This is a genomic window from Shewanella fodinae (assembly GCF_014651955.1).
GTDB classification, from domain to species: Bacteria; Pseudomonadota; Gammaproteobacteria; order Enterobacterales; family Shewanellaceae; genus Shewanella; species Shewanella fodinae.
This window is the reverse complement of sequence record NZ_BMXW01000011.1, coordinates 93885-116616: the sequence shown is the minus strand read 5'-3', so window position 1 is coordinate 116616 and position 22732 is coordinate 93885. Positions and strand designations below refer to the sequence as shown.

The 22732-nt window shown below is 48.7% G+C and carries 25 protein-coding genes and 1 pseudogene; 15 read left to right on the top strand and 11 right to left on the bottom strand.

Annotated elements, in window-relative coordinates; all coding sequences use genetic code 11:
* Positions 1 to 2 precede the first annotated feature (2 nt).
* Entirely contained in the window at positions 3 to 530 is a 528-nt protein-coding gene (locus IE064_RS11475; protein ID WP_189617933.1) for a YdhW C-terminal domain-containing protein, read from the top strand.
* Between the two features lie 104 nt (positions 531 to 634).
* Here IE064_RS11475 and IE064_RS11470 read toward each other — a convergent pair whose 3' ends face one another.
* From IE064_RS11470 to IE064_RS11460, 3 genes and pseudogenes are all read right to left on the bottom strand, one after another.
* Positions 635 to 2176, bottom strand: a complete 1542-nt coding sequence (locus tag IE064_RS11470; RefSeq protein ID WP_189617932.1) for a carboxylesterase/lipase family protein — start codon at positions 2174 to 2176, stop codon at positions 635 to 637.
* Positions 2177 to 2277: 101 nt separating this feature from the next.
* Entirely contained in the window at positions 2278 to 2922 is a 645-nt protein-coding gene (locus IE064_RS11465) for a LysE family translocator (protein ID WP_189617931.1), read from the bottom strand.
* A gap of 9 nt (positions 2923 to 2931) precedes the next feature.
* A pseudogene (locus IE064_RS11460) lies at positions 2932 to 3643 on the bottom strand (aspartate/glutamate racemase family protein).
* Positions 3644 to 4229: 586 nt separating this feature from the next.
* Between IE064_RS11460 and IE064_RS11455 the strand changes: the two are divergent.
* The 5 genes from IE064_RS11455 (at position 4230) to IE064_RS11435 (ending at position 9452) form a co-directional block, all read left to right on the top strand.
* A complete protein-coding gene (locus IE064_RS11455) occupies positions 4230 to 5909 on the top strand; it encodes an FAD-dependent oxidoreductase (RefSeq protein ID WP_189617930.1) in 1680 nt (559 codons plus the stop codon).
* 137 nt (positions 5910 to 6046) lie between these two features.
* Entirely contained in the window at positions 6047 to 6337 is a 291-nt protein-coding gene (locus IE064_RS11450; protein ID WP_229799998.1) for a cytochrome c3 family protein, read from the top strand.
* 236 nt (positions 6338 to 6573) lie between these two features.
* Positions 6574 to 7260, top strand: a complete 687-nt coding sequence (locus IE064_RS11445) for a 7TMR-DISMED2 domain-containing protein (RefSeq protein WP_189617929.1) — start codon at positions 6574 to 6576, stop codon at positions 7258 to 7260.
* A gap of 82 nt (positions 7261 to 7342) precedes the next feature.
* Entirely contained in the window at positions 7343 to 8374 is a 1032-nt protein-coding gene (locus tag IE064_RS11440) for an IS630-like element ISSen5 family transposase (RefSeq protein ID WP_189617928.1), read from the top strand.
* Positions 8301 to 9452, top strand: a complete 1152-nt coding sequence (locus IE064_RS11435) for a GGDEF domain-containing protein (protein WP_189617927.1) — start codon at positions 8301 to 8303, stop codon at positions 9450 to 9452. Before IE064_RS11440 ends, IE064_RS11435 begins: the two co-directional genes overlap by 74 nt.
* 49 nt (positions 9453 to 9501) lie before the next feature.
* Here the strand turns inward: IE064_RS11435 and IE064_RS11430 are convergent, their stop codons facing one another.
* Genes IE064_RS11430 through IE064_RS11405 form a run of 6 tightly spaced genes read right to left on the bottom strand, consistent with a single transcriptional unit; the run spans position 9502 to position 12758 of the window.
* Positions 9502 to 10047 carry a GNAT family N-acetyltransferase gene (locus IE064_RS11430; protein ID WP_189617926.1) on the bottom strand — a complete coding sequence of 182 codons (546 nt, stop codon included), beginning with the start codon at positions 10045 to 10047 and terminating at the stop codon, positions 9502 to 9504.
* A 30-nt stretch (positions 10048 to 10077) separates the two neighbouring features.
* On the bottom strand, positions 10078 to 10617 hold the full coding sequence (locus tag IE064_RS11425) for a GNAT family N-acetyltransferase (protein ID WP_189617925.1): 540 nt from the start codon (positions 10615 to 10617) through the stop codon (positions 10078 to 10080).
* A gap of 5 nt (positions 10618 to 10622) precedes the next feature.
* Entirely contained in the window at positions 10623 to 11231 is a 609-nt protein-coding gene (locus IE064_RS11420) for a class I SAM-dependent methyltransferase (protein ID WP_189617924.1), read from the bottom strand.
* 48 nt (positions 11232 to 11279) lie between these two features.
* On the bottom strand, positions 11280 to 11816 hold the full coding sequence (locus IE064_RS11415; protein WP_189617923.1) for a DinB family protein: 537 nt from the start codon (positions 11814 to 11816) through the stop codon (positions 11280 to 11282).
* Positions 11817 to 11865: 49 nt separating this feature from the next.
* On the bottom strand, positions 11866 to 12342 hold the full coding sequence (locus IE064_RS11410; protein ID WP_229799997.1) for a GNAT family N-acetyltransferase: 477 nt from the start codon (positions 12340 to 12342) through the stop codon (positions 11866 to 11868).
* Positions 12342 to 12758: a GFA family protein gene (locus tag IE064_RS11405; protein WP_189617922.1), complete on the bottom strand. Its 417-nt coding sequence runs from the start codon at positions 12756 to 12758 to the stop codon at positions 12342 to 12344. Before IE064_RS11405 ends, IE064_RS11410 begins: the two co-directional genes overlap by 1 nt.
* 119 nt (positions 12759 to 12877) lie before the next feature.
* Here IE064_RS11405 and IE064_RS11400 point away from each other — a divergent pair, with 119 nt between their 5' ends.
* The gene (locus IE064_RS11400; RefSeq protein ID WP_189617946.1) at positions 12878 to 13003 is read left to right on the top strand and encodes a group II intron maturase-specific domain-containing protein; all 126 of its coding nucleotides are present in this window, start codon (positions 12878 to 12880) and stop codon (positions 13001 to 13003) included.
* Between the two features lie 91 nt (positions 13004 to 13094).
* Entirely contained in the window at positions 13095 to 13436 is a 342-nt protein-coding gene (locus IE064_RS11395) for an FKBP-type peptidyl-prolyl cis-trans isomerase (protein ID WP_189617921.1), read from the top strand.
* Between the two features lie 41 nt (positions 13437 to 13477).
* On the opposite strand, the gene IE064_RS11390 is transcribed toward IE064_RS11395, so the two are convergent.
* Together IE064_RS11390 and ppk1 are read right to left on the bottom strand one after the other, a co-directional pair.
* A complete protein-coding gene (locus IE064_RS11390) occupies positions 13478 to 14926 on the bottom strand; it encodes a Ppx/GppA phosphatase family protein (protein WP_189617945.1) in 1449 nt (482 codons plus the stop codon).
* 50 nt (positions 14927 to 14976) lie between these two features.
* Positions 14977 to 17085 carry a polyphosphate kinase 1 gene (gene ppk1, locus IE064_RS11385; RefSeq protein ID WP_189617920.1) on the bottom strand — a complete coding sequence of 703 codons (2109 nt, stop codon included), beginning with the start codon at positions 17083 to 17085 and terminating at the stop codon, positions 14977 to 14979.
* Between the two features lie 309 nt (positions 17086 to 17394).
* Between ppk1 and IE064_RS11380 the strand changes: the two genes are divergently transcribed.
* The 7 genes from IE064_RS11380 (at position 17395) to IE064_RS11350 (ending at position 22699) form a co-directional block, all read left to right on the top strand.
* On the top strand, positions 17395 to 17883 hold the full coding sequence (locus IE064_RS11380; RefSeq protein WP_189617919.1) for a CreA family protein: 489 nt from the start codon (positions 17395 to 17397) through the stop codon (positions 17881 to 17883).
* A 113-nt stretch (positions 17884 to 17996) separates the two neighbouring features.
* Positions 17997 to 18890, top strand: a complete 894-nt coding sequence (locus IE064_RS11375) for a DMT family transporter (protein ID WP_229799996.1) — start codon at positions 17997 to 17999, stop codon at positions 18888 to 18890.
* Positions 18891 to 19106: 216 nt separating this feature from the next.
* Positions 19107 to 19877: a DUF4198 domain-containing protein gene (locus IE064_RS11370; protein WP_189617917.1), complete on the top strand. Its 771-nt coding sequence runs from the start codon at positions 19107 to 19109 to the stop codon at positions 19875 to 19877.
* 13 nt (positions 19878 to 19890) lie between these two features.
* Positions 19891 to 20550 carry a cobalt transporter CbiM gene (cbiM, locus tag IE064_RS11365; RefSeq protein WP_189617916.1) on the top strand — a complete coding sequence of 220 codons (660 nt, stop codon included), beginning with the start codon at positions 19891 to 19893 and terminating at the stop codon, positions 20548 to 20550.
* Entirely contained in the window at positions 20537 to 21142 is a 606-nt protein-coding gene (locus tag IE064_RS11360; RefSeq protein ID WP_189617915.1) for a NikL family nickel/cobalt ECF transporter subunit, read from the top strand. The genes cbiM and IE064_RS11360 overlap by 14 nt, the downstream gene beginning before the upstream one ends.
* On the top strand, positions 21139 to 21909 hold the full coding sequence (cbiQ, locus tag IE064_RS11355; protein ID WP_189617914.1) for a cobalt ECF transporter T component CbiQ: 771 nt from the start codon (positions 21139 to 21141) through the stop codon (positions 21907 to 21909). Before IE064_RS11360 ends, cbiQ begins: the two co-directional genes overlap by 4 nt.
* 25 nt (positions 21910 to 21934) lie before the next feature.
* Entirely contained in the window at positions 21935 to 22699 is a 765-nt protein-coding gene (locus IE064_RS11350; RefSeq protein WP_229799994.1) for an energy-coupling factor ABC transporter ATP-binding protein, read from the top strand.
* Positions 22700 to 22732 lie beyond the last annotated feature (33 nt).

The window sequence follows — 22732 nt, the reverse complement described above, 5'->3', positions numbered from 1 at the left end:
CCATGCAGGATCTGGTGAAATACATCAGACTCTTTAGCCAACACGGAAAACTGGTGACCCTGCCACAAGTGGCAGCGGTCATCGGTCTGGAAGAAGAGCCTGAAGATGAAGATGTTGTTGGGCAATATGTTCAACTGATATTGGCACCGGAGTATGCGGACATCTGTATGAGGAAATCTGCCGATGAGCATTATTTCTTCTCAAGAAAGCATATTGTGGATAGCTATGCTAATCGCTGGCTGGCTATCCGCCGTGGCGAGGTGTTGCCAACGTTGGTGCAGCAAATCCGTGAAGCCAGTTGTCAGCATAATGCAGTCGTTGATGAGTCGATTCTGAATTACAAGCCGTATGCGCTTGATAGTGAAGGACGCGAAGCTTTGCGGGAGCAGTTAGCGGCAGATCCTGAGTGTTGTGACATTGCGTATGCCAAAACCGCACAAGGAGAAGGATACTTTTATTCCACTCGTGGTTTGAACGCCGGTTATGCCAAAGTGCTGGCAAACTACGATCCCAACGAGTGGTCGTGTTGAATCAATAAGATTTACCCATCGTTGCTATCGACATTTATCAAGGAAGATTCGTTTAAGTGATTGGCCACCTTATTTAGGTGGCCTTTTTTTACTGATGGAATAACCTATTGCTGCAGCTTTTCTACTAAATCCAACTGGGCTTGCTGCGGATCGGTCAGGCTTTGAGTTGCGCTGATACCTTGAGGTGCAATCCACAAAAGGCGATCAGTTGTCGGTTGGTATTGTTGCCACTCTGGCAACGATGTGCCGTTGGGATTGCCAGTTTTGGCGAAGTTTACCCAGTACTGCTGCATCATGTTGGCCACTTGTTGATCTTCAGTTGTAACCTTATCCCCATATACCGCTGGCAGCGTATTAAATATAAAGGGGATTTCACTGGCGTGCGTGGCACCAGCGCCATTGTGCTGCTGACGCTTGGCTACATAACCGAAGCGATATTGCCACACTGGCGTATTATGCGCCGCAAAGGTTCGAGCAACAAAGCGTGCTGGCTCCAGCATCAGTTTCTGCATGGCAATTTGGTATGCCAGTGCATTTTTATCGGTGATCCCGCTGTAGGCCATTGCCGCCGCACTGCTGTCAGCACCAAATTGCGCCAACACGGCTTCACGGTTAACTGGTGGCGTGGTAACAAACCCCAAATCTGCACTATTGGCACCTACTAATAATGGCACTCTGGCAAAATCTCCCCGTTGATAAGCAACTTGAGGTTCCTTTTCCACCACCTGACCATCAGTCATTGGCCCGGAATAGGTTTGATGATTTTTCGCCATTGTCCACAGGTTAAGATCGCCAGTAATTTCAGTCGCAGGAAGGGCTCTGAGTGCCTGTAGTGCCATTTTGTCGGTACCGCCAATGCCATGAGCTGCCGCAAACGCCATTCCTATGGTTTTTGCCTGTTGCCAACTCTGCTCTCCTGCAAGACTGTGACGACCATTTCCTGATTGTATAATCGCTTTTTGAAACAGATCGCGACCAAAGCGACTGCTCAGCAACGCATTGATACTATAACCGCCAGCGGATTCGCCAAACAGGGTGACATTGCGGGGATCTCCGCCAAACTGGATGATGTTGTCCTGGACCCAGCGTAAGGCTTTTATCTGATCCGTCAGGCCGAAGTTTCCGACAAACATATTGCCATCCATTGCCGGATGAGCAAAAAATCCCAACCGTCCAAGTCGGTAGTTGAAGCTGACAAAGATAACACCAGCACGAGCAAATGCGGCACCATCATATACCGGGGAGGCACTACCGCCGTTGACAAAACCACCGCCGTGGATCCAAACCATAACCGGTGTTGGTCCTTTTAATTGGCTGGGACGCCAGATATTTAAGGTAAGACAGTCTTCGCTGTAATTATCTGGAAGTGGGGCGGCATCATTTGGCAGGGGGGCTTGCATGCAACTGGGGCCGAATGTGGTGGCTTGCCGGATACCACGCCATGCGGGTGCGGTCAGTGGTCGCTGCCAGCGCAATTCTCCCAGCGGTGGTTTGGCGTAAGGAATGCCCAAAAAAATATCCACATCTTGTTGGTGCAGACCTGCGATTCTTCCAGACTGGATCTGGACAATGGGGGCAGATTGGGCACTGACGAACGGGGAACTGAGTAGACATCCTAGTGCTAGACAAATTTTCAACAGCTTCATGCAATAACCTCTGACGGAAAATCTGACCCGTCTCCAAAAATTGCTACATGATACAACAAACGGCCAAGCAGTGGGGATGCCGTTAGCCGACCTCGTATAGTCTAGCCACGACTGGCTAGTGCTAGCTTAATTCCAAGGGACACAAACAAAGTGCCGACTAGCTTGTTGAGCCAAATGCCTAGTTGCTGTCGCCCTTTCAAGTGTTTACTTGCGCTATCGGCGAGTACTGCCAGCAATAAGCAGTAGAGCATGCTGTTGCACTCAAAAATCAGCCCCAGAAACATAAAGGCAACAGCCTTATGATCTGCATCCTGGCTGATAAACTGCGGCACAAAGGCTAAAAAGAACAGTGCTACCTTAGGGTTAAGGGCATTGGTAAAAAAGCCTTGGACATAGACTTGTCGCAGGCTTTCGGCAGGCATCGTTTGTGTTTGAGCCATGTTGGTGTCGGCGTGATTGGCTTTCTGTAATAACGCCTTTATTCCAATATAAATCAAGTAGATGGCGCCGATGATTTTGACAATTGTAAAGGCTGTTGCAGAACTGGCGAGGATCGCCGACAAACCAAGCGCCGCAGCGAAAATATGGACTAACAAACCACTGCCAATCCCCAATGCGGCAACACATCCCGCTCGCCAACCGTGAGTGGCACTTTTGCTTATAATCAATAACGAATCGGGGCCAGGGACTAAATTTAGTAGTAAACCTGACAGCATAAATAGTGCAATATCATGGGTGCCAAACATAAGAGGCAATTACTCCTGTGGTGAAGTCGTGCCTAGTGCAAAGTCTACGGCTTTTGCTGCATGCAGGGTGGTGGTATCTAACAGCTTGATGTGGGTGTCTTGTTGCTGCACCAATAGCCCGATTTCAGTACAACCAAGAATCACCGCTTCGGCACCACGGGTTGCCAGTTCATCAATGATGTCGAGATAAGTTGCTTTTGAGGCGGAGAGTATTTTACCTGCGCAAAGTTCCTCATAAATCACTTGATGCACCAACTGGCGTTGTTGAGGTGGTGGGATTAATACTTCAAGTCCAAATTTCTGTCGCAACCGCTCTCGATAAAAATCCTGCTCCATGGTAAAGGCTGTTCCCAGCAATCCAACGGTTTTGATCCCTTGCCGCTGCAATACTTCACCTGTGGCATCGGCAATATGAAGTAACGGAATGTTGATTGCGGCAGCAATTTCATCGGCCACTTTATGCATGGTGTTGGTACAGATAAGCAGAGCCTGGGCACCCGCTTGTTCGATGCTGTGTGCTGCTTGGCACAGTATCCGGGCTGTTGCCTGCCAGGTCGCCCTGATGTTGTAGCTGTTCTATTGGCGAAAAATCAACACTGTACAACACTAATTGGGCTGAATGTAATTCTCCCAACCTAGCGTTGACACCCTGATTTATCAATCGATAGTAACTTTGAGTGCTTTCCCAGCTCATTCCGCCGAGTAAACCTATGGTATTCATTTGACACCTGTTTCATGAATTTGCTAGCTAACACAAAGAAGACGTTAGGACACCAGTTATACAGCCGCAGGATTTTAAGCCCGAGGAGGATGAACAAGTGTGTACGGATTAAACGATAATCATCTACTCAATCCCGCTCTCAGCAAGCTTATTATCCTAGCATCTTGAAGTCATTACCCCGTTTAGTTATTTCACAATGTTAATACTGCTTCAACAGCTAAAGCGGTGTTCTCCTTAAAACCATTTTGCCCTATGAGTATCGATGCGCTGGTTCTGTGATGTGTTATCAACTTTTTTATATTCATGAAAGCAAATGAAATCTTTTGAATAGCAGCTCGCAAAATGGACGATTTTGCGAAGCGCTGCAAAGACATAAAGTATCGTTCTTTTGGTTATATGTCATATGTAATATATTTAAAAATGTTTGCAGGATGTGTGATTTTTAATCAGTTTTTTCACGATCTCACTCCAATTTTTTTACAAGAAATTATATGCAGTTATAACCAAAGACAGCGTCATGGTTAGCAGTAAACACTGTTTGCTTACGTGGGTCTAGGGGGAATGAAAATGAGTAAAGGAGCCCAATATGAGTAAAGACCATTCTCAGAAAAAACAAGAAGTCGACCAATATACAGCTAATGTTTTACAAAATGGCATCTCACGCCGTACCTTCCTTAGCCGTATGGCGGTTGGAACAGGTGGTTTAGCAGTTGCTGGTCTGGGCGTAGGCACTGCTAGTGCCGATCCGCTTGTCGTCGGACAGCAATATGCAGAAATTGGCGGCGCAACGCTTGGATTCATGCCTAAACCAAAAGAGATTTCTGATGCAGAAATCGCCTCTACCCAAACCTTTGACGTAGTCGTTGTGGGTGCCGGGGCATCAGGGGTTCCTGCAGCATTGTCTGCCCGTGAATCAGGTGCTTCCGTAGCTTGTCTGCAAAAACAAGCTACAGCTATTTCGCAAGGTAACACTGGTTCAGGTATCGATCTGAAAAACAGTGATAAATCTGCTATCGAGGCTTTGGTAAACCGTTTAATGGCGGACAACCAGCACCGTTCACATCCTGGGCTGTTGAGAGAATGGGCATATAACTCAGGTGAAGCGGTTACTTGGGTGATTGATCGTATCAAAAAGGGCGGTGGTCAGGTGGTTGACCAAGGTACTGGCCCACAACACGGTATTCACGGTATTGCTGACAAAGGCGACCGTTTGAACTTTGTTACCTCTTTCTGTGGCCCTAAACCTTATACCACTGGCGATGGTATGCGTGCGCTGGCAAAAACTGCCGAAAAGGCTGGCGTGAAGTTCTTTTACAATATGCCAGCAAAACAACTGATCCAAGAAAAATCAGGCAAAGTTGTCGGTGTTATTGCACAAGACCGTGATGGTAAATACCACAAATATATGGCGAAGAAAGGCGTTATCTTGTCTGCTGGTGACTATCAGAACAACAAAGCCATGTGTGATTTCTTCATCCCTGATCTGAAAAACTTCGAGCGTAAGCAACAAGATCGTATGGGCGATGGCTTTGCAATGGCTTACTGGGCGGGCGGTGTTATCGAACCCGTTGGCCACACCAAAATGCTGCATGACTTCGATGCGGGCCCTGCGTCAATGTGCGATATGCCATTCTTGGCTGTCAACCGTAAAGGTGAGCGTTTCGTCAACGAAACTGTTGAAATGTCTTTGATGAATAACTACTTGAAAGATGAAGTGAACCAAGGTCACTACTCTCAAGTGTTTGATGCAGATTACATGACAACTGCCAAAGATTGGCCAGGTCATCTATATAGCCCCGAAGAAATCAAAGTGTATATGCCTGAAGAGCCAGGTGAAAAACCTGGGGTATTCCCGTCCATCACCAACACTTACAAAGCTGACACACTGGAAGAGCTGGCGAAGAAACTGGAATGTGACCCTAAGACCTTTGTTGCCAGCGTTAAGCGTTATAACGAACTGTGTGCCAAAGGGAAAGATGAAGATTTCGGTAAAACTGCAAGCCGCATGGTGCCTGTACTTAAACCTCCATTTTACGGTATCCACCGCCGCATGCGTATCTCTACCCTGTGTTCTGGTTTGCTGGTTAACACCCATCACCAAGCACTGGATGCAGACGGTAAAGAAATTCCAGGTCTGTTCATCGTGGGTAACATGGCGGCGGGTTTCTACGGCGGCGTTGACTATCCGTTAACTGTATTCGGTTTGTCATTAGGCCGTTGCTACACCTTCGGTTACCTTGCAGGCAAATATGTTGCCAGCCTGTAAGACGCGCTGTTAGCAGAGGGCGTCTATGATGTGGACGCGTATTACCGAATGAGAAAAATGGAAAAATCAAAATGAAGAAATTCAATATATTCAATGTATTAATTGTGGCGGTGTTGACAGTTTTTGCTGGAAGCGCTATGGCTAAAAGTGAAATGTTGTTGGATCAGTACCACTTTTCTAAAGGGGTCAAGTGTGCCTCTTGTCATGGTGACGCTCAGCCACGTGAAGCTGTGACTATGATGAAGTGTGTACAGTGTCACAACACCAAGAAATTGGCAGAAAAAACTAAAGATATGAAACCAACCAATGTGCATAACAATCGCCACTTTGGTACTGAAACTAAATGTCTAAGCTGCCATAAAATACACCAGAAATCTGAAAACGCTTGTGTCAGCTGTCACCCACGTTGGAACTTTATCGTCCCATAACTGTGCGATGATAAAATGGCGTTAATTACAGACCACCTTAGCGATAAGGTGGTTTGTTTTTGCCAGCTTGTTTTGCTTTATTTCCACCTTTGAGTGCTGATGTTGTGCGGTTCAACAAACAAACGTTGCCGATAATGCAACAGCTTTCAGACCTGAGCTAATCACGCTATTGGCGACTAATTAGTTAGTTCGTAAACTAAGGTATTTTTCCAAGAATGAAAAACGTTAACTGACCCATGATGATGTTTCGCAGTTTTATCATCTTTGTGATGATGTGTTGCTGGCAAGCTGCCGAGGCATCAGAACATAAGCCGCTAATGCCTTTCGTCTCCGCCATTAGTTACTTGCAGGACGACAGTGTTACAGAGCTATCTCTGGCTCAAGTACAACAAAGATTCCAGAACGGGGATTATATTGCGGTGGCTCAGCCATTCCTCACCTTCGGGATTAACCGCAAAACTGCTTGGGTAAGACTTTCCATCACCAATCCAACCTCAATGCAATTGCGGCAAAGTTTGGTTGCCGCACAAACGTGGGTTGAGTCGGTTGACGTTTATCTGCAACAACACCAGCAAGTGCTCAAACACTGGCATGCGGGAGATGCTGAACCCGCCAGTGACCATTTGGTGCCAACGATTGGTTATATGTTTGATGTTGATATACCACCCGGAGAGAGTGAGATTTTTATTCGGGGAAAGTCGCTTGACCCGCTGACATTGCCAATTGCCCTGACAAGTATTGAACAAGCGCGTTCACAACAGATCAAAACCCATGTTGTGCTTGGGATTGTATACGGTTTTTTACTGGCGCTTGTCGGTTTTAATATGCTGTTGTACATCAGCCTAAAGCAAATCGTCGCTCTTTATTATTCTTTTTATATTGGCTGTTTTGTGGTGATGAATCTAAATAACTGTTCCAAATAGTAGATCACAGGAAGGGAACTCAGTCCTGTTTGAGCGATCAGATCTATCGCCAAACAAACCCACCACTCGCCGAGGACTGGGAATGGCCATCTTAGCACCACTATGCCGCGCTGAGCGCAAGCGCATGCAAAAATTGATTCAAAAAACCAACGATAAGCACTTTGCCCGACGTCTTATTGCGATGTTGATGTTGCATCAAGGGCTGCCGGTTACCCAAGTTCAGCACATTACCGGCGCAGCCCGCTCCAGCATCGGCCGATGGTTGGGCTGGTACACCCAATGTGGCATTGATGGACTGAAATCAGAGAAACCGGGGCGGCCAACCGTCTTGCCTATTAACCCGATATTGCTCTGTCTGTCACTGCTTATCCAGCTTTGTCCGGAAGACTTTGGTTACCAGCGTAGCCGCTGGAGCAGTGAGCTGCTTGCCAAGGTGATTAATGCACAGCTTAAGCTATGCGTCGCTGCATCAACCATTCGCCGCCTGTTACCCGAAGCAGGCATAGTCTGGCGCCGCTCAGCCCCGACGTTGCGCATTAAAGACCCATACAAAGCTGAGAAAATGGCCGCCATAAATCAGGCACTTGAGCAGAGCAGTGCTGAGCACCCGGTATTCTATGAAGATGAAGTAGACATCGACCTTAACCCCAAAATCGGGGCGGACTGGATGCCCAAAGGGCAACAAAAACGCGTGGTCACCCCGGGTAACAACCGCAAGCACTACTTGGCAGGAGCGCTGCATACCAAGACAGGAAAAGTGCTTTATGTGAGCAGCGCCAGCAAGGCGTCGGAGCTGTTTATTGCGGTGCTGGAAAAGCTCAAACGACATTACCGCAAAGCCAAAACTATCACGCTAATTCTAGATAATTACATCATTCACAAGAGCCGTAAAACCCTGGCTTGGCTCAAGAGCAACCCCAAGTTCAGGTTGTTGTTTCAACCGGTATACTCACCTTGGGTCAACAAGATAGAGCGCTTATGGTTGGCACTACATGAAACGGTAACCCGTAATCACAGTTGCCGAAACATGCGGGAACTTCTTGGCAAGGTATGGCATTTTATGGAAACCGTTTCGCCTTTCCCCGGCAACGGACACGGCATCGCGAAAATGTAGCAGTATTCGGATCAGCTATTTAGGTTATGAAGGTTTTGCCTTTTCCTGGTTTTATCCCAACTCGCCGCAGTTACAAAACTACAGCACATTGTTTTTTATGGTGTTACACGGCGTATGTGGGTTGATATTCTTGAGCAGTTATCTGCCATTAAGCCGTAAGCAATCACCGTTGTCGCGAATGCTTAAACTCTATGTTGCGGTGGGGATTATCAGCAGTGTTATCGCCATTTTTTTGCAATTACACCTGCTCATGTCGTGGATTGCCTTTAGCTTTGTAACGCTGACGACGTTGATAATGATAGTGGTAGCGTTGTTGAATGTTGCCGCGTCAATTGATGCCCGTTATCTGTTACTGGCAGTGAGTTTTAGTATGTTTGGATTGCTAACGAGTGCCTTATCGGTGTGGGGGATTATTTCATACACCTCCTGGGGCTTTCATGGGGCTGAAATCGGGGTGGTATTCGAAGCCATGATCCTCGCAACAGTATTAGCTTCTCGGTTACGAAACATCGAGCAAGAGAAGATTACCGCACAGTATTTGGCCACTCATGACCTGCTGACTCGCTTACACAATCGTCGAGCGTTTGAGGATATTGCTGGACAATATCTGCAGCAAGCAGAAAACCATCGTAAGCCGGTGAGTTTTATTATGATAGATATTGATCATTTTAAGGCTATCAATGACAACTACGGCCACCAAGTGGGGGATCAGGCGCTTCATCAGGTCGCGGTCTTGCTGAGTCAGCAGCAGCGGAAAAACGATATTCTGGCCCGTTGGGGCGGCGAGGAGATGGCAATTCTATTGCCTGATACTGCGTTACCTCAAGCTGTCAGATATGCAGAACAGCTTCGTGTTCTGCTGGAGTGTAACCCGCTGACAGTTACACATAAGCCGATCCGAATAACCGCCAGTTTCGGGGTCGCCAGTTGTCTCATTGACATAAAGCAGAATTGCTTGGAGACATTGTTTTTAGAGGCTGACCATATGTTGTATATAGCTAAAGACAGTGGCAGAAATCTTGTCGCTCCTGCTGTGGCAACTGTAGGAATCTCGCCCCCATCAGTCTCAACACTTTGACGCAGTATTACCGATGGCGGTTGTTGATCATGTCGGTTTCAGCGCATTGTTAGTGAGAGGATGACAATACTAAGCAATAAATCTCTACCGGCACGCGCTTCCCCTGGCTATCAGGTCGCACATCTGCAGCAATGTGTTGCATCCCAGCATGATGCATGACTCGCCCTGATGCAGGATTACTGCGTAAATGCACTGCGCTAATGCTCGTTAAGTGGTAGGTATCAGCCGCAACTCTGATTAAGGCTTGCAGCGCTTCTGAACAATACCCTAGGTTACGAAATTCCCGCCCAATCCAGTAGCCGGTCTCTGCCTGTTGTGCCTGCAGTAAGGTTAAACTGATGGCACCAACCACAACACCCGAATCTTTTAAGGTAATGGCCCATGTGTGGCTATCGCCGCATTGTGTTTGTTGAGCCTGTAGCTCTAACCAGAGCCGCGCATCGTCTTCACTGTAGGGGTAGGGGATATTGAGTGTGTTATCGGCTATGTCACGATCATTTGCCAGCATGGCGATAGTGGGGATATCCGATGTAACAAAAGGACGCAGCAATAATCTTGGGCTGGTAATCTGCACTTGCTGCTTGAGCACGAACATGTTGACCCTTCTACTTGTACCCTGCAATTGTCATCTTTGTTGGAAGTCTTGACGACGGATGGCGAACTGCAACTCTTGACATATCTCACCTTTGTACTGCGCTTCACGACTAACTTCAAGCGTCATATCTGCGCGAGACAATGCGTTGATGCAGGCAGTGTTGCGATGATCCGTACAGGCGATGATGCGTTGTACTGGTGTCGCCGCAAATAGCAACGCAATGATTCCGCTAACGGCTTCAGTACCATAACCCTGTCCTTGAGCGTTATAAGTGATACTCAGGCCAAACTCTGCCTCGGTAAACGTGTCTGCGAGCCAGATGCCTACATCGCCAATTAACTGATCATTGGCTACTAACGCCAGCGCCAATTGTTGCCAGGTGCCCGCTTGTGGGAAGACTAAGCGACTTTGTTCGTTAATAAACGCCTCGCTCTGAGATAAGGTATAGGGCGTCCATCCCTGTAACCGGGCAACGCGGGGATCGCTACGGTACCCATGAAACGGGCTAATATCATCCGGGCGTAATTGGCGCAACTGTAGACGTGCTAAACGCCATGGCAGAAGACTCACCGAAGTCATTGCTCAAGCTGTCCTGTCAACAGGAAGACCGGATAATCACCATGGGGCTTGCGGGCAATACTGACGTTACGGATTTTTACTGCTGTAAATCCCACATGGCGTGCGGCGGCGGCAATTTCCTGGTGTTCAAAACCAAAATGACAGACCCCAGTGTCATCGGTGTGAAAACTGCCGTCTTCTTTATCCAGATCGGCAATGGCAATGAAGCCTCCCGGTAGCAACATCTGTCGGAACTTGGCAAACATCGCCGTAATATCTCGAATATGATGCATCGTCATGGAGGAAATAATGCCATCAAACGCACCATCAATATCCTCTTGTTCCAGATTTGCCTGGATAATCGCTAATTCACACGGCAGTTTGTCCTGCTTTTCTGCCAACTGCTGATGCATTGACGTTGAAATGTCCACCGCCGTAATTTTTTTTACGTGCGGGGCTAATCGTTCCAGCAACAGCCCAGTGCCTGAACCAAAGTCCAGTAAGTGCATCTGCGATGACAATGTAACTTGTTGACGGATGGCATCGGCGATATTACCAACGTTATCAACACGGTTATTATCCTGCTCATAAATATGTGCTTTATGGGAGAAATAGTCTTTGCTCATGCCCCTGGTTCCTGCGTTGATAGCCATAGATTACTCGTCGTTTGCATGTTATACGCCTTCATCATCAATCAAAGCCAGCAGATCCGTAACGCCTACGTCAATACCTGCTTGAAACAGCAACGTGGATAGCTGTCCTCGGTGATGGGTCTGATGGTTGAAAAAATGCTGTAGCACCGCGGCAAACGGCTTACGATGTAGCACACCTTTACTGTTGCGGTAGGTTAACACTCCGGCCAGTTGCAGCTCCGTTAACGTCGTTACCCAGTCGTACAGCTGTTGATCTAGCCATTGTCGCTGCGCACTTAATGGAGACAACTCAGGATAAAGTATCTGATCTAACTGAGAAGGCGGCGTTAACGCTGCCACTGCCGCTAGCTTGCCATTGTCATACTGGTTGGCAAAGCGTTGTAGCCACAGAATATCAGCCACTAGCAGATGATTGAGTGTTGCGATGATAGAGCCGAAGAAGGCGCCGCGCTGCTGCTGTAATTGGGCCGGTGTTAAGGTCGCGGCTGCATCATATATCTTAGCATTCATCCAGAGGTTGTAACGGGCCATCAGATGGTAGTTGGATAACTGCGACATAAGATCTCCTGCTCATTTCTACTGTGCGCTTCCCCGATGTTAGCTGACGTTAATAAAGATACACCAGCGACTTTTCCATCAGATAGTTGGTCAATTGCTGATCACGGATGGTGACTTGCTGCATGCGGATTGTTTGAAAATGCCAGCGCTCAAAAAAGGGTTTGGCGGTAATGCTGACATGCGCATACATCCTCTGCAGTTGCAGCTGTTGCGCCTTGATAAACAACGCTTGCATTAATGCGGAACCAACCCCTTGCTGCTGATGGGCATGATGGCAGAAAAATTGGTCGATAAGACCGTCCGGTTGTAGATCTGCATAACCCAGTATCTGTTCATTGGCATAAGCGAGTAAAGGCTGATTACACAGTAGACGCTGTTGCCATCGCCGTTTATCAGCGGTTTCAGGTGCCCACGCCTGCAATTGCGCCAGAGAATAATCTCTGCAATTGATGGTATGTACTGTGTCATAAAACAGTTGATAAACAGCATCAGCATCCGACTGTTGGTAGGCACGGATCGCTACCATTATTCATCAGTCCTACCGGGAAGTTTTGCAAATTCTGGCAGTGTCGCGAGATGGCGATCCCAGTCGGCTCTGCTGTCGGTAAAAATGTGCGCTTCTGGCATAATTCCCAACGTGGTATCCAGACAGCCTGCGGGGACGACCAGCAATTTATTATCCATTTGCAGCGTTGGCAGTGCTGAACCGCAGTGGCGGCAAAAGCTCTTGCCGTGCAGTGTTCCTGCTAACCGAAAATGGGTGACATCCTGTTGGCCACTTAACCATGTCAACTGGGCACTGAAAGAAAACAGATTGGCGGCATGGGCTGAGCCGGTATCTTTACGGCAACGGCTGCAATGACAGAGTAAGAATCGATCAAAATGCCCGTCAATTTCAAAAGTGACGGCGCCACATAAACAGGAACCTTTGGTGACAGTCATCCGCTATCCTCTCGGTGAAGGAAAAGAAAAGGAGCCTTGAGTGGCTCCTAACAACAAAAGCTTAAGACTGCTCAGTATATCAATAAATAGTCGGGTGAGCTCAGTATCTACGAGGCTGGATAAATTACTTTGGTATCGCCAGCGGTGATCAACGATGCCTAGAACTGGATCATTGGAGCCGTCGCAGAGTAAGAATGGCTTACTGGCGAGTGTGGCGAAAGCTGCGCACCAAAGTACAAAATTAATTGGGGGCATGTTCAAGTTGCTGTTGCGTGTGGTATCGCCGCTTGCAAGATATAATGGCTTGCTTGAGTCAATTGATTAGGCGAATAACGGATGACGACAGACGTAAAAATAGAAGATATCCAGCTAGGTGACGGCAAAGCCGCAGTGCGCGGTGCACTGATCACCGCACATTATCGAGGCTGGTTGGAAGATGGTACTGAATTTGATTCCTCTTATGGGCGAGGTCAGCCATTTCAGACGGTGTTAAGTCACAAAAAGGTCATTGCTGGCTGGGTGGAAGGTATCAGCGGTATGAAAGTGGGCGGTAAACGGCGGTTGTGGGTGCCGGCATCGTTGGCCTATGGTGAACGGCAGATAGCGAATATGATCCCGCCAAACAGCAATCTCAATTTTGAGATTGAACTGCTGGAAGTGTTAACCCGTGACGATTAACTATCAATAAAGGGGCTAAAAATAGCCCCTTGTGCGTGCGTTCAGGCAAAACTGAATTGCAAGTCCAACGCCACATTTGCCATCTGTTTCTGTTCCCGTTGTAGATCTTTTACAAACAGACTGATGCGGTGTTTGGGCTCTTTTAAGGCCAGATTCAGCCCTTGTTCGCTAGTGCTGACACTGCTGATGTGAATGCCGCTGGCAATACGCCCTAGATTCAGCAAAACTGCCAGTCTTATCAGGGCAATCAAGCGGATAGAAAGGCGTTTTTCTGGTTCATCCAACTGTGTCAGTCGTTCCAGATCCAGTTTTTTGCGCTGGTTGCCAATTAAGCGCGCCAGCAACTGTTGTTGTTGTTCACCAAATCCTGGCATATCGCTGTTCGCAATGATGTAAGCCCCGTGTTTATGATGGGCACGGGAACTGATATGAATACCAATTTCATGCAGAATGGCAGCGTATTCCAGCGTATGTCGCTGATCCGCTAGCCCCCAACTGTCGGCCACTCCGTCAAACAGTGTCATCGCCGTCAAACGTACTTTCTCCGCATGTTGTCGGTCAATGTGATAGAGTTGCGCCATGCTGTCTACCGTACGTTGTCGGATGTCGCTGAAGGTGCCGATACCGGCTAACTCATACAATACACCCTCACGTAGTGCACCGTTGGCAAACTCCAGCGAGGTTACCGGTAACCGCCGAAAGAAGCTGATCATAATTGCCAGTCCGGCGGGCAACAGTGGGGCACGTTTGCTGTCAACATTTTCTAGCACAATGTTGTTAACATGCCCCCAACTAATCAGCTGTTGTTTGAGCTGCTTGAGTCGCGCCATGGTGACGGTATCGTCACTGTAAAACTGCAACAACGCTTCGCAGATGGCTTTGACACTGCCGGAACTGCCGAGCGTCAGATCCCAGTCACCGCTGAAATACTCTTTGGACAGTGAGGCAAACTGTTTGTCGGCCGCACTGAGTGCGGCGTTAAAGGCCGCTGCACTGATGACTCCATCTTTGAAAAAACGCTGGTTATAGCTGACACAGCCACAGCGCAGACTGGATAACGAACTGGCACGACTGCGACTGCCTAGCACCACTTCAGTAGAGCCGCCGCCAATATCAATCACCAGATTACGTGCCGCTAACACTTGTGTATGGGCAATACCACTGTAGATAAGCCGCGCTTCTTCGTGACCCGATACCACTTCTATGGGGTAGGGCAGCACTTTTTGCGCGGCTTCCAGGAATGCTTCGCGGTTTTTTGCCACCCTCAAAGTATAAGTGGCGACCATTCTGACTTGTGGCAACGGCAGGCTGGAAAAGCGTTGCTTAAACTCCTGTAAACAGGCTATGCCTCGGCTAATGGCTACATCACTGAGAATGTTGTTGTCATCCAGTCCATCGGCCAACTGTACTAACTGTTTTTCTTTATGCAGGATCTGGATGCTACCGTCCTGCTCCCTAGCAATGACTAGATGAAAACTATTGGAGCCCATATCCACGGCAACAAAGTGCTTGGCAACCTCGCTCAAATGCTCCTCTCCCGTTAACTGTTTGTCTCATCAGCCATCTGCTGGCTGAGCAATTGCAGGCATTTCTTCTCATAATTAACCAGATACTGGTAAACCGCAATCTGCGATCTCACCTTACGCTGGTTGCCGCGTTCACGGTAGGGGTTGGACTGATCTTTATTGATGATACGCGCCTTGGTATTGTCACTGAACTGAATCGCCAGAATATCCATTAGCATGCGTTTTAGCTGTGCATCCTGAATTAACACACTGACTTCCACCCGGTTGTCGATATTGCGCGCCATCCAGTCGGCAGAACACAGGTAGAGATTGTTTTGCCCACCCGCGTAAAACAGCATAATACGAGAATGCTCTAGGAAGCGGTCGACAATACTGATCACTGAAATATTATCGCTGATGCCGGGGATTTGCGGGATCAACGAACACATACCACGGATTAACAACTTGATTTTGACGCCAGCAGCGGATGCTTCGTACAGCTTCTGCACCAGCATTTCATCCACCAGGTTATTGAGTTTCAGCGTAATCGCTGCTTTGCGTTTGGTTTTGGCATTTTTTATCTCGATATCTATCAGCTCCAGTAATTTACTGCGGGCGTTATAAGGCGAGACGATTAGCTGGTTGAAGTCAAAACGGCGATAAGGATGTTCAATTAGTTCAAACACCTGCGCGACTTCGCGACCAACATCTTGGTTGGCGGTAAACAGCGAAATATCGGTGTAAATCTTGGCAGTACTTTCATTGAAGTTACCTGAGCCTATATGGCTGTAGAGCTGCAGTTCACCTTGCTCCTCGCGGCCGACCAGAAATAGTTTGGAGTGAATTTTCAGGCTGGGAATACCGTGATGCACTCTAACGCCAGCTTCGGCCAGCACCCGGCTCCATTCAATATTGGCTTGCTCATCAAAACGGGCGCGTAGCTCAATAACGGCGGTGACCTGCTTGCCATTTTTAACGGCATCGATCAACGACTGGATCACCCGTGATTTTTTGGCCGCGCGGTACAGGTTGATTTTGATGAATTTCACCGCCGGGTCATAGGCCGCTTGGCGCACCAGCTCGGTGAAATGGGAAAATTTATGGTACGGGTAGTACAGCAAGATGTCCTGCTGGCGGATCGCTTCAAAGTAGTTGTGGCTGCGGTTGAACAGCACACTGTCCAAGGCCGAAATTTTCGGGTTCTCCAGATATTTTCTGCCAGGATTTGGAAAACCGATAAAGTCTTTAAAACTGTGGTAACGACCGCCGGGAATAATACATTCGGTGTTGGAGATATTCAGCTGTTCTGTCAGCATCGCCAACATGTGCTCCGGCATATCACGGTCATATACCAGTCGCACTGGTTCTGCGGTTAGCCGCTGTTTCAAGCCTTTGGTGAGTTTTTCCAGTTGGCTTTGTTCCAGCTCATCGTTGAGGTCAAAGTCAGCATCGCGGGTGAACTTCATCGAGTACACGTCCATGCTGTCATACTCAAAAAATGGCGAGAATAGCGCATCCATGCAATGGCGGATGATATTATCAAGTAAAATTAAGTATTTGCGTGATTTTGTTTTTTCCGGTGGCAGTTGCACAAAACGTTCAACATTCTTGGTCGGCACTTCCACCAAGGCATATTGACGCTGCTCTTTGGTATAGAAACAGACGGCCAGATAAGTGGTGTCGTCATTAATGTGTTTCACCAAATCGGAATTTTTGTGAATAATCAGCGGGGTAATGTGGCGCTTTAGGTGATCTCTAAAGTAATTTTTCAGCCACAGGCTGTGAAATTCACTCAATTGCTGCTCATTGATGAGGAATATATTGCGTCTTGCCAGTTCGCGCATCAATTCTACATAAATGGCATCAAAACGTTCCTGCAACGCCAGCACTTTGGTCTGAATTTTAGCCATCAGATGGCGGCTGTAATTGCGACCATCCTTGAGACTGGAAAGTAAGGTTGCGCGGCGGACTTCAGCAACTCTGACCCGGAAGAACTCATCCATATTGTTGGAGTAGATACCAAGAAAGCGCACACGCTCAACCAGCGGCACGGAATTATCTGCGGCTTCTTGTAATACTCGCTCATTGAATGACAGCCAGGATAACTCTTTATCCAGAGAAAACTTTTCAGTGGAAGGGGACACCGCAGACTCCTTAAGGGCATAATTCCGGCGTGGCCATAGCCAGTTCCGACTGCCGGACAGAATTAACATAGCAGATGCAATCCGGCAAAAGGCGTCTTGAATCACAGATATGCGGGACGCCGATAGAGCAACGGATTCTGCAGCGCAAGGCTAGCAAGCTTTTATGAATGAAAGATGACAAATCCTTGCTTAAATGACATTTTTGTTGCGGCAATATGACGTCGTGCACCAGCGCTGATAGTTTTGGGCAAACTTAGCAAATGGCACCCGCTAGGCCGCCATTTTGGGGCGATAAAGAGAAGGAACCATATGAAAAGTTACAGATTTATGGGAATGCTGCTGTCATTGTGGCTATTGGCCGGATGTGGCGATGATGTGGGCAAAGTCAGCCTGGGCTGGTTTACCACTAAAGATGTGGTGATCGATGCGATAACCGACCCCAAAGTGCCGGGGGTGACCTGCCATATCAGCCGCATTGAAGCCAATCTGAATTTGGCAGATCCATCTGATATGAGTATCGCCTGTCGCCAAACTGGACCTATTCACAAAGCGGATATTGACGCTATCGACAAGAGTAAGTCTGGCGAAGTGGTCTTTACCGAGTCGTTAAGCGTGCTGTTTAAGAGTCTCAAGGTGAGACGTATTTATGACAGCGAACATCAGACCTTGCTTTATCTGTCATATTCCACCAAGGAAACCAATGGTAGCCATAAACATGCGCTGTCCAGTGTGCCTTTGTGGCGTACCGATGCCTGGGAACAGCGGCCACATCCAGCGGAAGCCACCAGTAAATCTTGAATGGGGATGTTCAAATATCGCTAAACGACTTAGTCTGTAACCTCGGAAGGTCAACCTAACTTATACCAATGGATGTATTAACGACGACGCCATCGCCTGGCAGATGGCGGGTTATGGCTGTCAATGTATTACTTATCGCATTACCACCGTTGTTTTGGGCGGGTAACTTTATTGTCGGCCGCGCGATTCGGCACGATATTCCCCCGATCACCTTGGCATTTTATCGCTGGGTGATTGCCTTGCTGATCCTGTTACCTTTTTCTGCCATGGCGCTGAAGCGGGATTGGCGGCACTATCTGCAGCATCCGTGGCTGATCCTCGGGCTGTCTGTCACCGGTATTACCGCGTTTAACACTTTGTTATATATAGGCTTGCAAACCACCGCCGCCACTAATGGCCTGATCCTTAATAGCTGTGTACCTCTGGTTATTTTGTTATTGGGAGCGTTGTTTTTCAGGCAACCGCTACGGCGACAGCAGATAGTCGGCATGCTGCTGTCTTTTAGCGGGGTGTTGATGATTGTGAGTCAGGGCAACTGGCAGCTATTGTTGGCACTTAAGTTCACCCAGGGCGACCTGATTATTTTCAGTGCTTTGCTGTGCTGGGCGTTTTATACCCAGTGGCTGAAATGTGTACCACCACAGATAAGTCGTGTTGGGTTAATGACGCTACAGATGTTGATTGGCTTGCTGTTACTGGCACCATTTTATGCGTGGGAATCTAGCCGACAAGCTATACCACAATGGAACCTACACGCACTGCTGGCGCTAGCGTATGTGGGCATTATCCCTTCGGTTGCCGCTTATCTGTTATACAACGCTTGTGTTGACCGCTTGGGACCCGCTCCGGCTGGTATGTCGATCTACTTGATGCCGGTATTTGGCGTGGTGTTATCAGTATCGCTGCTGGGTGAGTTAGTGCACTGGTATCATCTCACTGGTATTGGGCTGATTTTTCTCGGTATCTTCGCTGCCGGTATGTTGCCTAAATGGCGCGTCAAAGGTTGACTTCAGCGTTAACACTTGTGGTGGTATCTAAATTATTACGATGCTACGGCAAGCGGGCGCTGGAGTGTGACCCAGGTTGGATTCTTGCAAGTTAGTGCTGTTACAGCAGTCGCTTATAGATGACGTCAGTCACGGCTGAGTGCTATCGTGTATTACGAATTTTATTTTTGTAATATCGACGCCGCTCGCCGCCGATGCAACTTTCCGGAGTTTCTGATGTTGCGAAATCTGCCTCAGCTGTTGCTGACTGCCATATTATTCTGCTCATTTACTGTCAGTGCCCATTTTCAGGAATTGATCCCGTCACACGATATTGTGTCGACCCCCAGCGAGAGCAGATTATCGCTGTCGCTGAAATTTACCCACCCTATGTCACAAGGGCCGTTAATGAATATGGCGAGGCCGGTGCAATTTGGCGTTGTCGGCCCAGAAGGACGACAGGATCTATTAGCTTCTCTACAGCCCCAATCAATACAGGGTGCGCAAACTTTTAATGCGTTGTACCAGATTAAACGTCCGGGGGATTACCTGTTTTATGTGGAACCCGCCCCCTATTGGGAGCCCGCTGAAGGCAAGATGATCGTGCACTACACCAAGGTAGTCGTGGATGCCTTTGGTATGGAAGATAACTGGGATGCAGAAGTCGGTTTACCGGTGGAAATCGTGCCATTGACTCGGCCTTTTGGTCTGTGGACGGGTAACCTGTTTCAAGGGGTCGTGAAACGCAATGGCAAGCCCGTACCTTTTGCTGAAGTGGAAGTGGAATGGTGCAATGATGGCAGTGTTACACCACCAGCAGATCCTTATATCACCCAGGTAGTCCGCGCTGATGCCAATGGCACCTTCAGCTATGTGATGCCAAAGGCCGGTTGGTGGGGATTTGCGGCATTACTGGAAGGCAAAAAGCCGATGAAAAATCCGGAAGGCAAAGAGGTCCCGGTAGAACGTGGCGGGCTTATCTGGGTATTTACCCGCGACATGAAGTAAGGAGCACATAGTCATGGCTCATATCCCCGAAGGTGTGCTATCGGCACCAGTGCTGATTACCGGAGCGCTGGTTACCACCGCGGCGGTGGCTTATGCCATTCGTAAATTGGATTACGAGCGTTTACCACAAGCTGCCGTACTGGCTGCATGTTTTTTTGTGGCATCGTTAGTCGCTGTGCCAGCAGGCCCGAGCAGTGTACATCTGTTACTCAATGGCTTGATGGGATTGATGTTGGGGTGGCTAGCAGTGCCGGCTTTGCTGGTCGCCTTGTTATTACAAGCGGTGTTTTTTGGCTTCGGCGGTTTGCTGGTACTTGGGGTTAATTGCCTCAACATTGCGTTGCCCGCTTTACTCAGTTACTACCTGGTGTCACCGTGGCTCAATAAAGCATTGCTGGCCAATAACCGGCGGCAGCTATTTATGAGTGGTATGGTTGCTGGAGCCATTGGGGTTGCTGGAACGGGGGCCTTGGTATGTCTAGCCTTGGTGTTGACTGGGCCGCAGTACCTGGCCGCGGGGAAAATTATCCTAGTGACTTACCTGCCTTTGCTGGTGGTGGAGTCACTGATCACTGGCGCGATTGTGGGGTTTGTTGCCAAAGTAGCCCCGGAATTGTTGCAGAGACAATTACCACAGCCTTTAGTGGCGGAGGAATCTCATGCGACAAACTAATAAATGCCTGTTGCTTGGGTTGCTGTTTAGCCTGTCCGGAATTTGTAGTATGCCGGTGTCGGCTCATTTGCTAAAAGTCTTTGCGTGGGCGGAAGGTAACGAGATTGTTGGCAATGCTTATTTTGCTGGTGGCATCGCCGCGGGTGGCGCACATATCAAGGTATTTGATGGGCAGCATCAACTGGTGGCAGAAGTGAGTCCCGACAGCAAGGGCGACTTTCGGATTAAAGTCCCGGGCGCGGCAGATTACAGCATAGTCGCCGATACCGAAGACGGTCATGTGGCGCACTGGGAGATAAAAACCGCTGAAGTCGCTGCTCCAGATGTCAATCCTACTGCTGGCGTTACCTCCAACGTTACCCATAATGCCGTCACTAGCGGCCCCGCAGCGGTCGCAAATAGCGCGATTGATAAAGCCGCGCTAGAGCAATTGGTGCAAACCGCAGTCGCCAAAGAGGTTGGGCCGTTGCGGATGGAATTGCAGCGCTATGCCGATCGGCTGAGATTGTCTGATCTGCTGGGCGGCATTGGTTTTATCTTTGGCCTTACGGGTGGTGCGCTGTGGTGGCGTAGCCGTAAACAGCAGCAATGACTAGTTTCTCCTTGCAACATCAGGCACTTGAGCCGAGCTGGTTTGCGGCGCTGGATCCCCGTACCCGTTTGTTAGCTGCGGTGTTTTTTACGTTGAGTGCTTTGTGTTTATCCGCATTATGGCCATTGATAGCATTATTGGCCTTGGCGCTGCTACTGACCATACTGCTTGGCTGCCAGTGGCGACTTATCATTAAGCGCCTGCTGGCATTTGAAGGGTTTATGGTGCTGGTAGTGCTGTTTTTACCGTTCACTGTTGCTGGCAAACCTTGGTTTGCCATTGCCGGAATGGAAGCCAGTTATCAGGGGGTAATCCAAGCCTTGGTGATCCTGCTGCGCGGTAATGCCGTAGTGCTTGCTTTGCTGGCATTAGTCGGGTCGATGGAACCGGTAAAACTGGGTTACGCGCTAGCGGGGTTAGGGATACCCGAAAAACTGGTACAGCTGTTTATGATGACGGTGCGTTATATCGGTGTGTTATTCGATGAGCACCAACGGCTGCGCACCGCCATGAAAGCGCGGGCGTTTGTCGCAGGTAGCAACTGGCACACTTGGCGTAGTTATGGGCACTTGCTGGGCATGCTATTGGTTCGCAGCATGGAGCGGGCGCAACGTATAAGTGGTGCCATGCGTTGCCGTGGTTTTAACGGTAAGTTTCATTTGCTGACCCCGGTTAAATGGCATCGCCGTGACACTGCGGTACTCACCCTGGCCGTGTTACTGTTTTTACTGCCGCTAGAATGGCAGTGGTGGCAATATGGTTTCTGAGAATATCAAACAAAGAGATGACCGCGTGACGGAGACTTCCCATAGCGCTTTACTCAAAGTTGCCGGGCTGGGATTTGCTTATGCACAAAAGCCGGTGTTCAGTGAAGTGAATTTTGAGCTGTACCCAGGCGATCGTCTGGCGTTAATTGGTGCTAATGGTGCAGGGAAATCCACTTTGCTTAGAGTCTTAGTCGGTTTGGCAAAACCCAATAGTGGCAGCATCACCGCATTTGGTCAGCACTGTGTCGGCGAAGAAAGCTTTCAGCGGGTGCGGCAGCGGATGGGCTTGCTGTTTCAGGATTCTGACGATCAGCTGTTTTGCCCCACCGTATTGGAAGACGTGGCCTTCGGACCGTTGAATCAGGGATTAACTGCTGAACAAGCGATTGCTAAAGCCCAGACGACATTGACATCACTGGGCATGGCGCAGTTTGCCGAGCGGATAACCTATCGGTTATCTGGCGGAGAAAAACGCATGGTAGCGTTGGCAACCGTGCTGGCGATGTCACCGGAAATATTGTTGCTGGATGAACCCACCAACGGTCTGGATGCTGCCGCAGAAGAACGATTGTTGCAACATCTGCAGGCGTTGCCGCAGGCAATGATTATTGTGTCTCATGATCGGGCGGTGCTGGAGCGACTGGCAAACCGGGCAGTTATCTTACAGTCAGGGCAACTGGATGCGGCGGTGATGCACCGACATCCACACCAACATGCTCATGAGCATCTGCATGTGCATCCCTCATCAGAGGTGGAAGCGGGCAAACACGGTGCTAAAGAGCATCACTGAACCGTCACGTTTTTGTATAAAAAAGCCAGCCTT